The 13,772-nt window shown below is 48.2% G+C and carries 12 protein-coding genes; 11 read left to right on the top strand and 1 reads right to left on the bottom strand.

Going from position 1 to position 13,772, the window contains the following annotated elements:
• The first annotated feature begins 145 nt into the window (after positions 1-145).
• The 5 genes from L6442_RS18555 (at position 146) to L6442_RS18535 (ending at position 5,555) form a co-directional block, all read left to right on the top strand.
• Entirely contained in the window at positions 146-559 is a 414-nt protein-coding gene (locus L6442_RS18555) for a YciI family protein (RefSeq protein ID WP_212976575.1), read from the top strand.
• Positions 556-1,806 (top strand): RNA polymerase sigma factor, encoded by a 1,251-nt coding sequence (locus L6442_RS18550; protein ID WP_212976574.1) that lies wholly within the window; start codon positions 556-558, stop codon positions 1,804-1,806. Before L6442_RS18555 ends, L6442_RS18550 begins: the two co-directional genes overlap by 4 nt.
• Positions 1,807-2,182: 376 nt before the next feature.
• A complete protein-coding gene (locus L6442_RS18545) occupies positions 2,183-2,524 on the top strand; it encodes a DUF1801 domain-containing protein (RefSeq protein ID WP_212976573.1) in 342 nt (113 codons plus the stop codon).
• Between the two features lie 488 nt (positions 2,525-3,012).
• On the top strand, positions 3,013-4,926 hold the full coding sequence (gene thrS / locus L6442_RS18540; RefSeq protein WP_212976851.1) for a threonine--tRNA ligase: 1,914 nt from the start codon (positions 3,013-3,015) through the stop codon (positions 4,924-4,926).
• 164 nt (positions 4,927-5,090) lie between these two features.
• Complete coding sequence (locus L6442_RS18535) at positions 5,091-5,555, top strand: DUF1259 domain-containing protein (RefSeq protein WP_212976572.1); 465 nt, start codon at positions 5,091-5,093, stop codon at positions 5,553-5,555.
• A gap of 751 nt (positions 5,556-6,306) precedes the next feature.
• Here L6442_RS18535 and L6442_RS18530 read toward each other — a convergent pair.
• The gene (locus tag L6442_RS18530) at positions 6,307-7,494 is read right to left on the bottom strand and encodes a chromate transporter (protein ID WP_212976571.1); all 1,188 of its coding nucleotides are present in this window, start codon (positions 7,492-7,494) and stop codon (positions 6,307-6,309) included.
• A 291-nt stretch (positions 7,495-7,785) separates the two neighbouring features.
• Between L6442_RS18530 and L6442_RS18525 the strand changes: the two genes are divergently transcribed.
• From L6442_RS18525 to L6442_RS18500, 6 genes are all read left to right on the top strand, one after another.
• Entirely contained in the window at positions 7,786-8,211 is a 426-nt protein-coding gene (locus L6442_RS18525) for a DMT family transporter (protein ID WP_194233428.1), read from the top strand.
• A gap of 49 nt (positions 8,212-8,260) precedes the next feature.
• The gene (locus tag L6442_RS18520) at positions 8,261-8,950 is read left to right on the top strand and encodes a cyclic nucleotide-binding domain-containing protein (RefSeq protein WP_212976570.1); all 690 of its coding nucleotides are present in this window, start codon (positions 8,261-8,263) and stop codon (positions 8,948-8,950) included.
• 36 nt (positions 8,951-8,986) lie between these two features.
• On the top strand, positions 8,987-9,469 hold the full coding sequence (locus L6442_RS18515) for a DMT family transporter (RefSeq protein ID WP_212976569.1): 483 nt from the start codon (positions 8,987-8,989) through the stop codon (positions 9,467-9,469).
• A 131-nt stretch (positions 9,470-9,600) separates the two neighbouring features.
• Positions 9,601-11,307 (top strand): alpha-keto acid decarboxylase family protein, encoded by a 1,707-nt coding sequence (locus L6442_RS18510; RefSeq protein WP_212976568.1) that lies wholly within the window; start codon positions 9,601-9,603, stop codon positions 11,305-11,307.
• Between the two features lie 212 nt (positions 11,308-11,519).
• Positions 11,520-12,572, top strand: a complete 1,053-nt coding sequence (locus tag L6442_RS18505) for a LacI family DNA-binding transcriptional regulator (RefSeq protein WP_212976567.1) — start codon at positions 11,520-11,522, stop codon at positions 12,570-12,572.
• Between the two features lie 37 nt (positions 12,573-12,609).
• The gene (locus L6442_RS18500; RefSeq protein WP_212976566.1) at positions 12,610-13,770 is read left to right on the top strand and encodes a Gfo/Idh/MocA family protein; all 1,161 of its coding nucleotides are present in this window, start codon (positions 12,610-12,612) and stop codon (positions 13,768-13,770) included.
• The last annotated feature ends 2 nt before the right edge of the window (positions 13,771-13,772 follow it).

The raw sequence follows: 13,772 nt of genomic DNA, 5'->3' as shown, positions 1-13,772 counted from the left end.
AACCATTTACTGTAATCCAATAAATTGATAATTTGTCATTAGGAATGTCGATTTGTCCGAATCGTATTCGCTGTTTATGTAGAGGCTCCAATTGAGGTTTGCAATGCAACGGGTAACGACACATAATGCAATTGGGAGGGATAATATGAGATTTATGATGATTGTCAAAGCAACAACGGATTCCGAGGCTGGCGAGAAGCCCAGCGAGGAGCTTTTGGAAGCGATGCTCCGGTATAACGAAGAATTGGCGAAGGCCGGGGTACTGCTGGCGGCGGACGGTTTGCAGCCAAGCTCCAGCGGAGTTCGGATTTCTTATCCGGAGCCTGGAGGCAAGCCGAAAATTGTCGATGGCCCGTTTACGGAAGCCAAGGAAATTATTGCGGGCTACACCCTGATCGAAGTCAAGTCAAGGGAAGAGGCGATCCAATGGGTGCTGCGCATGCCGGACCCCCATGGAAAAGGGCAAGGAGAGATCGAACTCCGGCAGATTTTCGAGCCTGAGGAACTATCCGTAAATGAGGAAACACGGGCAAAGATCAAGGGGCAATTCGGGTTGTGAATAAGTCCCAAACAGAACGCATAATTGATGCCATTTGGCGAATCGAATCTCCAAAATTGATCGCTGGGCTGACACATATGGTACGCGATGTGGGACTGGCGGAAGATTTGGCCCAGGACGCCCTGGTCATTGCGCTTGAAAAATGGCCGGTAGCGGGAATTCCCGACAATCCGGGCGCATGGCTGATGATAACGGCAAAACGGCGGGCCATTGATCTGCTGCGGAGAAAAAAGCGGCTTGACGAGAAATACGAGGAGTATGGCCGTGGCGCAGCATTGTATTCGGAGCAGGACCTTGCGAGTGTGATTGAAGATGAGATCGAAGACGATCTCTTGCGGCTTATTTTTATGACCTGTCATCCCGTTCTGTCACAGGAAGCGAGAGTAGCCCTGACTCTTCGTCTGTTAGGAGGTTTGACGACAGATGAAATCGCACGCGCGTTTCTTACGGCCGAGTCCACCATCGCTCAGCGGATCGTCCGAGCCAAAAAAACGCTCCGTACCAAGCAGATTCCCTTTGAGGTTCCGGTTGGCGATGAACTGAAAGAGCGGCTTTCAACGGTGCTTGAGGTCATATATCTAATGTTCAATGAAGGGTATTCAGCCACCGTCGGTGAGAATTGGATTCGTCCGCTTCTTTGCCAGGAAGCGCTAAGGCTTGGCCGCATGCTTGCGGAAATTGCACCCGGCGAGCCTGAGGTGCATGGATTGGCTGCTTTAATGGAGTTTCAGTCATCCCGGTTGAAGGCACGGGTGGGTGTTGACGGCGATCCGGTCCTGTTGATGGACCAAAACCGGGCACGATGGGATCATTTGCTGATCAGGCGCGGTCTGGATGCGCTTGAACGCATACGGCAGCTTGGACGTCCCTTTGGGCCTTATGCGCTTCAGGCTGCGATTTCAGCCTGCCATGCCCAGGCCCGCACGCCCTCTGAAACGGATTGGCCAAGAATTGCCGCGCTATATGAGGCCTTGTTCCGTTTGATGCCTTCCCCGGTTGTAGAATTAAACCGTGCAGTTGCTGTCTCCAGGGCATTCGGTCCTGAATTCGGCCTTCAAATCGTGGATGAATTGAATGAAGAGGCTTCTCTTAAGGAATATCATCTTCTCCCTAGTGTCCGCGCAGATCTTCTGTTTAAATTGGGACGGTTTGCGGAAGCGAGAAAAGAGTTCGAACGTGCGGCAGCACTAACGCGGAATATGCGTGAACGTGAGCTTTTGATGAAACGCGCTGCGGAGTGTACATAGCCGACCATTTTTGCTCGCGATGTCGATTTAGCGCACCTTCACTCGTTGTGTGAGTAATTATTTCACGATGCTAACATCATCGAGTTGGAAAAGAAATTACGGAGCAAATTTGATATAGATCTAAAAAATCCGAAAAAAATTACTGGGCTCCTGTCGATTATGTTGTTTCCCATTCGTCGATAAGATAGAAACGGTATTCAAGTATTTGACTTGAACAAGTTTCTGACTCAAAACGAGGGGGGATTCGCTTTCCGTTCGAGCTTCAGCCATGGGGATTTTACTACGGAAAAGTTACGGATCGGTTCGTAGTTACATGGCAAATCGCTAACATGCGATGTTGGAATTTAATAATCATATTTTATTAGGGAGCGATCGTATGAACCAGGAAGTAACCGATTTTATCAACGCGATAAAGGAACCTTGGCAAAGGGAACTTACAAGCAATCTGCGAGAGGTTGTTTACCAAGCGATCCCGGAAGTACAGGAACGTATTCAGTATAAAAAGCCCCATTTTTTAAAAAACGGAAAGTATGCCGCAGTCATTTCGACTTCGAAGGATGCGGTTAGTTTCACGATTTTTAACGCAGCTGATCTTGATCTTCCGGAAGATGTTTTTGATGGTCCTGCAGAACGGAAAACATTGAAGCTGCGCCAAGGGCAGGCGTATGATCATGAATTGCTAAAAGGCCTTGTAAATAAGGCTTCTTCGGCGTTTTAGGCTGAATATTTATGCAGTGTGTGAATGTAACATGTATATAACATTAAGTTGGCATCGCGAGATGTTTGCGGTGCTTTTTCTTTTGAGAAAGTTAAACTTGGCTCTTGACTTTATGATGTGGTTGTGATTTATAATAACGTTAATTCAACATTTGGCTAAGATCAAAGACATGATTTCATTCACGAGCGGCCCAGAGAGAGAAGTCCCGGCTGAAAGCTTCTCCAGAAACCGGTTTGAAGTTACCCCTTTGTAGCCGTGGCGCTGAACCCGCACCTTGGTATGGAGCGGCAGTATGCGGCACCGGATTATCCCCGTTACCGGATACCAATGAGAACCTGCATCTGCAATTTTGGCCATGGGCCAAGGTTGGATTGCTGCAGGTTGAATTAGGGTGGAACCACGAGCTTGAACGCACTCGTCCCTTGGTGGAGAGATGCGTTTTTTTGCGTTCACAAATATATAAATTTCAAGAAACGGAGGTAAACATGATGGAGATTCAAGTTTCGCTGCCAGATGGTTCTATGAGGAGGTATCTGAAAGGCACCACAGTCGAACAAATTGCGGAATCCATCAGCCCAACGCTGAAGAAAAACGCGGTTGCAGGTAAAATCGGTGGCAAGGCTGTCGATCTGAATCAACCCATCGAAGCGGATGCAGAGGTTGAAATCATTACGCTGGACAGCCGTGAAGGATTGGAGATTTACAGACATAGTACGGCTCATTTGATGGCTCAAGCAATCAAACGGATCTATGGAAACAAGGCCGTTAAGCTGGGAATCGGACCGGTTATCGAAGATGGATTTTATTATGATATCGACATTGAAAAGCCCTTATCTATCGAAGATCTTGCAGCCATCGAAAGGGAAATGGCCCGGATTGCGCAAGAAAATTTGCCGATTATCCGCCGAGTGGTCAGCAGGAAGGAAGCGATCCGAATCTTCGAAGAACTTGAAGATCCGCTAAAGCTGGAACTGATCCGGGATTTGCCGGAAGATGCGGTGATCTCGATTTATGATCAAGGTGAATTTTTTGACCTGTGCCGGGGGCCGCATCTGCCCTCCACGGGCCGCATAAAAGCGTTCAAGCTGTTGAATGTGTCGGGCGCATATTGGCGTGGGGATTCGGACAATAAAATGCTGCAGCGGATTTACGGAACGGCTTTTCCCAAAATAGCGCAGCTTGACGAGCATCTTCATTTCCTGGAAGAAGCCAAAAAGCGTGATCATCGCAAGTTAGGCAAACAGCTCGAACTGTTTATGTTTTCGGAAGAAGCGCCTGGGATGCCGTTTTATTTGCCAAAAGGAATGACGATCCGGACGGAGCTTGAGAACTTTGCACGCGAACTTCAAAGGCGGCGGGATTACGAGGAAGTGCGGACGCCGCTGATGATGAATAACCGCGTGTGGGAGCAATCCGGCCACTGGGATCATTACAAAGACAATATGTACTTCACGAACGTCGACGAAACGAAATACGCGCTGAAGCCGATGAACTGCCCGGGACATATGCTGATTTTCAAAAACAAACTGCGTTCCTACCGGGATTTGCCGCTCCGCATTTCGGAGTTCGGCCAAGTGCATCGGCATGAATTTTCGGGGGCGTTGAACGGGATGCTGCGGGTGCGGACGTTCTGTCAGGATGACGCACACCTCTTCGTATTGCCTGAACAGATTGAGGATGAAATCGGACGGATCATTGAGTTGATTGACCATATGTACCAAGTGTTCGGCTTTGAATACAAGATTGAATTATCGACGCGGCCGGAAGATTCCATGGGTTCTGACGAGTTATGGGAGCAGGCAGAGAAATCGCTGCAAAACGTGTTGGACCACCGCGGCATCGATTATCGCATTAATGAAGGAGACGGCGCCTTTTACGGGCCTAAGATTGACTTTCATATTTTAGATGCGCTGAAGCGAAGCTGGCAGTGCGGCACGATCCAGCTGGATTTTCAAATGCCCGAGAAGTTCGATCTCACTTATGTCGGCGAGGATGGTGAAAAGCATCGTCCGGTCGTTATCCACCGCGCCGTGTACGGATCGATTGACCGCTTCATGGGTATGTTGACAGAGCACTACGCCGGTGCATTCCCGCTCTGGCTGTCCCCGGTTCAGGCTAAACTGTTGCCTGTTTCGGATAACTACATCGATTATGCGTATCAAGCGAAAAAATCGCTTGAAGAAGCGGGCATCCGGGCTGAAATCGACATCCGCAATGAAAAGCTGGGTTATAAAATTCGGGAAGCGCAGCTTGAAAAAATCCCTTATATGCTGATTGTCGGAGAAAACGAGAAAAATTCCGGCAGCGTATCCGTAAGAAAACGGAACGGAGAAGATTTGGGCATGAGCAAAATGAATGAAATGATAAACCGGATATCGAATGAAATTGCCGCGAAACAATAATTATTGGAAATAACGGTTCACACCTCATTTTGCTTATGAAGTAATTTGGTAGGATCAAAATCCCCATTGCTTAGGTGATTCAATTCACAATTCAATGGGGATTTTTTTTGTTTGCTTTGTGAAACAATAGATCAAAAATCCAGTATGTTGGAGGAATGATTTCTATGAAAAAAATAGTTTTGTTATTTACCGCAATTTCTTTGCTGCTCATCCCGTCAGGTACCGTTCTAGGGGAAGGGAACCAAGATTGCAGAATTTTCGAAAAAGTGTTTAATACGGACATCAAGCAGGAGAATGGCGTATGCAAGTTGGGCATAACCCGCAAAAATATCCCGATCTCGAACTTGGGAGTGCCGCTTTCTCCGGAAGCGGTCGAGCTTTCATTCGGTGCAAATTTTGAAAAGGTTGGCGATAAAACTGCAGTTATCGGGGAGTTTGCGCTTCTCGGCAGCGAAGTCACCCCAGTAATCGATGCGCTGCGCAAAGGGAACATAGACATATCAGCACTGCATAACCATCTCATCGGAGAGCAGCCGCGCATTCTGTTTCTTCATTTTCAGGCGCTGGGGGATGCGGAAACTCTGGCCAGAACGGTCAAACAAGCAATCGACGCAGCCGGCGGGAGATAAATAAAGAAGGGGATGAACCCCTTCAAAGTTGTCAGGAACCCCTGTCCTTACGCTAACGAAACCGGGGAGCGCTATATCAACAAAAACGATGCTGATTTAGATCTAACGAAACTATATATCGTTAAAGGGCGAAATACAGCTGAATGAAGCTTTATTAACATGCATCGCGTGTCATAGTGGACTTCTGTCAAGATAGTGGAAACACATGAAGTGAAAAGTTATTTTTGTCATCCAATTTTTCAACGTTCCTGCTGGTATGTTCATTTCATCGGCGATCTCCGGTCTTAGTCTGTTCCTGAACATAATTCTAACGGACACAGCGGACGCTACCCGAGGATAATTTTGACCATTTTGATTTCTAACGGACACAGACGCCACTATTTAGTGAAAAAATCCCTTTGGGACGGTGTTTCGGTGCCCTTAAGCGCTGTAGTGTCCGTTAGAATATATAAACAGCTGTTTTTAGCCTTTTAGCGGCCGTAGTGTCCGTTAGAAACCCCCATGACCTCACGTTACCACCAACGAAGAAATTGTTTGGGTTTTGTCTCAAAAACGCAAAAGCACAGTTTCGTATAAAGTTCACATCGCGCGCAGCTCCAAGCGCTCGGTGTGGCGCTGCATGATGGAGGTCTGCCATATTGGATTGACGCTTTGAACAAGTTACTGGTATCGGATACCTGAAGGTTCCGGGTCCCTGAAGTTTCCTGGATGCCTGAAGTTTCCTGGATGCCTGAAGGTTCCGTATCCCTGATCAATAGAACCCTGCAATAACCCCGCCTGCGGCACCTGTCAAGACGATAACCCAAGGGGGCAGCTTCCAAAAAACGAGCATGACAAACAGGATGGATGCGAGAGCAAAATCCTGCGGGCCCATAATAGCCGTCGTCCACAGCGGATTGTATAAAGCGGCAAACAATATGCCGACGACAGCTGCATTGATCCCCGTCAGAGCGCCCTGGATATGCCGGTTCTGACGCAGATAGTTCCAGAAAGGCAGCGTTCCGATCACAAGCAAAAAGGCAGGCAGAAAGATAGCCGCCGTGGCAACAAGCGCTCCGGTTATTCCTTTGGCCATGGCGCCTAAATAAGAGGCAAAGGTAAACAACGGTCCCGGGACGGCTTGTGCCGCCCCGTATCCGGCAAGGAAATCTTCTTTATGTACCCAACCCGTCGACACGACCTCCTGTTCAAGCAAAGGCAATACGACATGGCCGCCGCCAAAGACGAGGGAGCCTGAACGATAGAAACTGTCGAAAAATGCAAACCAACCGCCGCCGGAATATCTGGAGAGCAATGGCAAAGCGAATAAAAGACCGAAAAATATAATCAGACAACCGGCGGCAAACGTACGGCTGACAGGGACGGACAATTTCGGAGATTGAGGAGGTTCTTTTTTGCGGTACAGCCATGCGCCCGCGAAGCCGGCTGCCGCAATCAGCAGAACCTGGCTCCATGCAGTTTGCCATAGAATGGTGACGGAAGCGACAATAACCGCTAATGTAATGCGGCTTCGGTCCGGTGTGAGCTTTTGTCCCATTCCCAATACGGCTTGTGCCACGATGGCGACCGCGACGATTTTTAAGCCATGGATCCAACCGGCGCTTCCGATATCCAAACCTTTCAGAACAAAAGCAAATAGAATCAGCAGAATGACCGAAGGAAGCGTGAAACCGATCCACGCGGCAAGACCGCCAAGCAGACCTGCGCGATATACCCCGATTCCGATTCCGACCTGGCTGCTGGCCGGTCCGGGAAGGAGCTGGCAAAGCGCCACCAGATCCGCATAATTTCGTTCGTCCATCCATCGCCGTTTTCGTATGTATTCATTGTGGAAATAACCGAGATGAGCAATCGGTCCCCCAAAAGAGGTTAATCCTAGTTTTGTTGAAACTCCCAACACTTCAACCAATGATCTGATTTTGTCCGGATTACGGCTCATATCAAGCCTCCTTGAGGATAATTATGTAGTTATGCATACAGGGGTGAAATGATAGAACAAGGCTTTTCAGAAAATAGTTTATCGCATGGGCAAGGTCGCGGTAAAGAGAATAAAGAGAATATCTATTTATACCGGGCAGCTTATGAGGTTAGCATATCCTCCTTACGGGCAATACCGAATTTCTTCCGTTTTTTTTCTTGATGTTTTTCGTTCGGGACATATGTCCTTTCTTTCGGAATGGTATGTATTATTTAATAATGCCAAACAGATAAAACGAAGGAGTTACGACAGATGAGAGGAATTATTTTTGCATTGTTAGGGGGCGCCTTCATTACGCTGCAAAGCGTGGCCAATGCCAGGATCAGCCAAGGCATCGGCACATGGCAGGCGGCTGCGCTGACCCAATTTACCGGCTTTGTGGCAGCATTGATTATATTGCTTTTATCGCGGAATGCCGATTGGAAGGACTTCAGAAAAGCCAACCCCTTATATTTAAGCGGAGGCGCGTATGCCGCCGTTATTATTTTCAGCAATGTAACTGCCGTTCGGCATATCGGCGTCACGCTTACCGTGGCTTTGGTATTGATTGCCCAATTGGCTTTGACTTTTCTGATGGATCGATTCGGATGGTTCGGGCTGAAAAAACAACGCATGAAGCTTCCTCAGTTTATCGGTCTCGGAATGATGGTTGCAGGTGTGGTGATCCTGAAATTTTAAAAGTATAATTAACCCGGTATACCCACACTCGAAAGCCGGAGGATATTATATGAAAGAAGTCAAGGACCGACAGCTGCTGGCCGAATATATGGAACTGCATCGGTTGGATTCCGTTTTTAACGAGCAGTTGATTCAGCATATGTGCCTGTACAGTTTCGACCCAGGAGAGCTTATTTGCTCCCAAGGTGAGACGCCGCAATATTTATACGTTTTAGTTAAAGGCAAAATCAAAGTTTACAATACCTCTCCCGAAGGAAAAACGCTGATGATCTCTTCCAAGACCGCCCTCGAAGTGATCGGTGATATTGAGTACATTCAGGAGGCGGAATTTATCAATTCGGTAGAAGCAGTGACTCCGGTGTGGATGATCACGATTCATCATCGGTGGCTAAAAATGTACGGGAAGGATCATACGCCGCTGCTTCAATTTTTGCTGAAAATTATAACAGAGAAGTTTTACAGGAAATCGAACGCGCTCAGTTTCAATCTCATGTACCCGGTCGAGGTAAGGCTCGCGAGCTATATTCTATCGGTTTCTATTGAGGCATCCGATGCTATGTTCAGCGGGGAGCTGAGAACATCCGATCTGCGGGATGCAGCGAATCTGATCGGAACGAGCTACAGACATCTTAACCGGGTTATACAGCAGCTTTGCCAAGAGGGAATTCTCGAGCGCAGTAGAGGGATGATCTATATTAAGGACAAGGAACGGTTGATGACCATCGCAGGTCGCAAATAAACTATGAATAAATAATGTCAAAGGAGAGCTGAGATCATGATTTGGGGATTACTACTGGCGCTGCTGGCCGGCTCGCTCGTCAGTTTGCAAAACATATTCAACAATAGGGTAAATGTGCATGTCGGAAACCAGGCGACGACAGCTTTGGTTCTGGGCCTCGGGTTTGCGGCATCTTTAACGTTAGGCTTGGTGTTTGAGGGAACGTCGCTGTTCCATCTGGAGCATATGAAGTTATGGTATTGTTTTAGCGGATTGATTGGGGTGGGGGTTGTCACCTGCATGGTGCAAGGGATGGCGCGGCTTGGTCCCACTTTTGCGGTTTCGATCAGCATGTCTGCACAGCTTGGCCTGGCATTGTTATTTGACTCCATGGGGTGGCTGGGGCTGGAAAAAGTCGATTTTACGTTGAAACAGCTGATCGGGGTGCTCGTTATTGTAGGGGGCATTATTATTTTTAAGGCTGGGGGCCTGGATAGGGCAAAGGGAAAAAGAAGCCAGCCGAACACGATGAAAGCTTGACGCCGCGAACGGCTGATTGATTTGATTGGAGTCAGGCGATTCCGGTTTTCGTTCCATCGAATAAGCTTTTCCGAAAAAGGGTAACGTTATAGTGAACCTTACTCTATGACCCATGCAAGGGAGACTTTAAGATGGATCAAGCTCTAAATACAAATCAACCAACCGGATTGACTCCGGCAAAGACGCTGGGTGAATATCTTTTTGATTGCTTGAAGCAAGAAGGCATTACAGAAATTTTCGGCGTACCGGGCGACTATAATTTCACCTTGCTGGATACGCTTGAACGATATTCGGGAATTCAATTCTTCAATGGACGGAATGAGCTGAATTCGGGTTATGCCGCAGATGCTTACGCCAGAGTCAAAGGAATGTCTGCTCTCATCACGACGTTTGGCGTCGGGGAAATGAGCGCTTGCAATGCCATTGCCGGAGCGAGCAGCGAACATATTCCGATTGTTCACATCGTTGGCTCACCACCCGATATGGATCAGAAAGAACATAAATTGATGCACCATACCTTAATGGACGGAGATTATGACGTATTCCGAAAAATGTACGAGCAGATTACGGCTTATACCGCAGTGCTTACCCCGGAAAATGCCATGATCGAAATCCCGAACGCCATTCACATTGCAAAAAAGAAGAAGAAACCGGTATACCTGGTCGTTGCCGACGATTTGGTACTAAAACCTGTTATAGTCCGCGAAACAACCCCCATGCCAAAAGAAATTACGAATCCCCAAACACTTCAGGCGGCCTTGGACCATATCAAACAATTGTTAAGTCAGGCCCAAAACACGGTGATCCTTGCAGATGTGAAAACAATCCGATTCCGTTTGGAAAAATATGTCCGGAAATTAGCAGAAACAATGAACGTACCGGTTGCTTCCACCATGTTCGGCAAAGGCGCTTTCGATGAAAGCCATCCATTATTTATCGGGATGTACGGGGGAGCTTTTGGCAGCCCGCAGGTTCAAAACATGGTTGAAAACGCGGACTGCGTCATTGCGGTTGGACTGGTATGGGCAGACGGCAATACGGCTCATTTTACGGCAAAATTGAATCCTCTCCGGATCATCGAAATTCAACCCCACAAGGTAAAGGTGGGTCAGGCGGAATACCCGAATGTAATGGCCAAAGATATTCTGCTTGCTTTGCAAAATGCCGGGTACAAGCAGCAAGGAACGGTTTCCAAAGGGCCGAGCCCATATGATATGCCGACGGGTAATCCTGACGATCCGCTGTTTGCGGCATTCTATTATCCGCGTTTTCAACGGATGCTTAAAGAAGGGGACATCGTTGTCGCTGAGACAGGGACTTTTTATTATGGCATGGGGCAGGTGAAGCTGCCGAGTGGCGTTACCTATATTGCTCAAGGCGGATGGCAGTCCATCGGATACGCAACACCTGCGACCTATGGGGCATGCATCGCCGCTCCGGGAAGACGGACATTCCTCTTTACGGGAGACGGATCTCTCCAGCTTACGGCTCAAGAAATCAGCTCCATGCTCTATTACGGGTGCAAGCCGGTTATCTTTGTACTCAATAATAGCGGATATACGATCGAAAAATATTTAAATGTAAAAACGGAAAACCAAACGTACAACAAAATTCCGAACTGGTCTTACACCAAACTGGCCGAAGCATTCGGAGGCGGCGCATTCACTGCAACAGCGAGCACCAATAAGGAGCTGGATGAAGCGATCACCCGTGCCGAAAACGAGTGTGGACAAAGGTTATGCATCATCGAAATCATGGCAAGCGATCCGATGGATGCTCCGGATTATATGCTCAACATGCGCAATTATATGGAGGGGCAGGAAAAGCTGCGAAATTAACTTTTTAGAAAAATCTCAGAGGGTCGTTCCTTAGTCATCTATGATGACTTTTGGGACACCCTCTTTATTTTTCAGGAATATCTTGACAATGAGGAAATAGATAAGGGATAATGTACGCGCGTACATTCATATTGCATTAGATTTGAAATACCTGAATTTCAAGGGATTTGAAGGAGGGAGCACGTATTGTAACTCGAAAATCGGTTGCGGAAATGGCAGGTGTATCGGAAGCGACTGTTTCCCGTGTGTTTAATAATGTCGGGCCGATCCGGGAAGAGACCAGATGCAAGGTATTGGAAGCCGCCGACAAGCTCGGCTACTATCCCAATGCGATCGCACAGAGCTTCGCCCGGCGCAAAAGCGGTAATCTGGGGGTGATTCTTCCCTATGTTCCGAAAGTACATCTCTTCTCAACCTACTATTTCTCGGAGATTCTGAATGGTATCGGAGAACAGGTGCGCGAACTTAGATATGATATGCTTCTGATATTTCGCAAACCCGGAGATGACAACGGTTACATTGAGCTATTTCGGTCACAAAAGGTAGATGCTTGTGTTTTGCTTGGAACGACAGATACGCCTAAGGAAAGGAAATCCCTAAAAGCGTTGGAAGAAGCGGGTTACCCTTTTTGTCTCGTAAACCAACATTTTGAAGGCGAACATTTTTTGGAAGTGGATGCAGGACATGAACGAGGAGCTTATGAAGCGGTAAAGCATTTGTTGGATGAAGGCTTCCGCAAGATTGCTTTTCTGAACGGCCCAGCTGAATACTCCAACAGCACGGATCGCTTGCGGGGATATGTGCGGGCGATGACGGAAGCGGGAAGAATTTCCCAGGGTGAAAAATTAGGGAGAGCTGTGCCGCCGGAGTGGCTGGATACAGGCAATTATAGCAGAACGAGCGGTTACGAAGCCGCTTCGCGATTTTTCCATAACAGGCAGCAGATCGACGCTGTGTTTGCTGCGAACGACCGGATGGCCATCGGTTTGATGCAGGGATTTAGGGATCTTGGCATTGCGCCTGGCAGGGACATCGCGATTGTGGGTTATGATAACTCGGATGGAGCGAGAATCACGGATCCGCCGCTGACAAGCGTGGATGTGCCTTTTTATCGCATGGGAGCGGTAGCAGTCCGACTGCTGCTTCAGCCTGATCAAGAGCCGGAAATTTTGGCTTCCGAACAAGGGACACTCTATAATGGCCGCCGGGTTCAGATGGAAACCAAGCTGGTCGTCAGATCATCGAGCAAGGGTAACCAAGCATAATTATGTATAGGGTCATATGAAAAGGAGGCGTAATTCAATGAAGCGGATTCGAGTGGGTATGGTAGGATACAAATTTATGGGCAAAGCACATAGTCATGCATATCGTGACATCCCAATGTTTTTTCCGAATGCCATTCTCCCTGTCATGCAGACAGTGTGCGGGCGTGACGTGGAGGGGGTGGCCACCGCCGCGAAACAGTTTGGATGGAACGGCTACGTGACCGATTGGAAAGAGCTTGTACGCCATAACGACATTGACCTCATTGATATTAACGCTCCTAGTGATATTCACAAAGACATTGCTTTGGCTGCTGCGGAGGCCGGCAAACATATATTTTGCGAGAAACCGCTGGCCTTGACTTTGAAAGATGCCCGCGAAATGCTGGCTGCGGCGGAAACGGCGGGGGTAAAGCATATGATTGGCTTCAATTACCGCTTTGCTCCGGCCGTGCAGCTAGCCAGAAAGCTGATTCAGGAGGGCCGGCTGGGACAAATCTATCATTTCCGCGGCTGGTTTCTGCAAGACTGGATTATTGATCCGGCGTTTCCGCTGGTATGGCGATTGCAAAAGAAAATCGCAGGATCGGGTTCTCATGGGGATCTGGGGGCGCATATCATTGATCTGGCTCATTTTCTGGTAGGGGACATGCGGGAAGTGATAGGAATGAGCGAGACCTTTATAAAAGAACGGCCGCTTCCGGATTCAATGAGCGGTTTAAGCGCGAAAGGAGACGAAAACGCCGAGAAGGGTCCCGTTACCGTAGATGACGCAACCTTGTTTCTTGCGCGTTTCGAGAACGGAGCTTTAGGCAGCTTCGAGGCAACGCGATTTGCGGCAGGCCATCGCTGCACGAATGCTTTCGAAATCAACGGCAGCAAGGGAAGCGTGAAATTCGATTTCGAGCGGATGAACGAACTGCAGGTGTATTTTACGGATGACAGAGAGGATGTTCAAGGTTTTCGCCGCGTGCTGGCAACAGATCCTGCGCATGCCTACGCTGAAGCATGGTGGCCTCCGGGACATACGATCGGTTTTGAACATACGTTTATTCATGAAACGCTTGAACTCCTGCAAGCCATAGCGGAGGATCGTCAGCCTGAACCTAACTTTAGGGATGGCGTTAAATGTCAGCAGGCGCTCGAAGCTGTAGATTTATCGATTGCTGAAAAGCGTTGGGTCAGACTAGAAGAGATGTAGGG

Origin of the sequence: Paenibacillus azoreducens (assembly GCF_021654775.1) — a bacterium.
In the GTDB taxonomy this organism is placed as follows: Bacteria; Bacillota; Bacilli; order Paenibacillales; family Paenibacillaceae; genus Paenibacillus_AQ; species Paenibacillus_AQ azoreducens.
Note: the sequence above shows the minus strand (reverse complement) of the source record. Positions and strands in the feature narration are given on the sequence as shown.

Excerpts from the sequence above, each read along its gene's own strand:
- L6442_RS18515 (WP_212976569.1), top strand. The coding sequence starts at position 8,987 with ATGATTTGGGGATTACTACTGGCGCTGCTGGCCGGCTCGCTCGTCAGT.
- L6442_RS18555 (WP_212976575.1), top strand. The coding sequence starts at position 146 with ATGAGATTTATGATGATTGTCAAAGCAACAACGGATTCCGAGGCTGGC.
- L6442_RS18505 (WP_212976567.1), top strand. The coding sequence starts at position 11,520 with ATGGCAGGTGTATCGGAAGCGACTGTTTCCCGTGTGTTTAATAATGTC.
- L6442_RS18525 (WP_194233428.1), top strand. The coding sequence starts at position 7,786 with ATGAGAGGAATTATTTTTGCATTGTTAGGGGGCGCCTTCATTACGCTG.
- L6442_RS18530 (WP_212976571.1), bottom strand. The coding sequence starts at position 7,494 with ATGAGCCGTAATCCGGACAAAATCAGATCATTGGTTGAAGTGTTGGGA.
- thrS (WP_212976851.1), top strand. The coding sequence starts at position 3,013 with ATGGAGATTCAAGTTTCGCTGCCAGATGGTTCTATGAGGAGGTATCTG.
- L6442_RS18545 (WP_212976573.1), top strand. The coding sequence starts at position 2,183 with ATGAACCAGGAAGTAACCGATTTTATCAACGCGATAAAGGAACCTTGG.
- L6442_RS18535 (WP_212976572.1), top strand. The coding sequence starts at position 5,091 with ATGAAAAAAATAGTTTTGTTATTTACCGCAATTTCTTTGCTGCTCATC.
- L6442_RS18510 (WP_212976568.1), top strand. The coding sequence starts at position 9,601 with ATGGATCAAGCTCTAAATACAAATCAACCAACCGGATTGACTCCGGCA.
- L6442_RS18500 (WP_212976566.1), top strand. The coding sequence starts at position 12,610 with ATGAAGCGGATTCGAGTGGGTATGGTAGGATACAAATTTATGGGCAAA.
- L6442_RS18520 (WP_212976570.1), top strand. The coding sequence starts at position 8,261 with ATGAAAGAAGTCAAGGACCGACAGCTGCTGGCCGAATATATGGAACTG.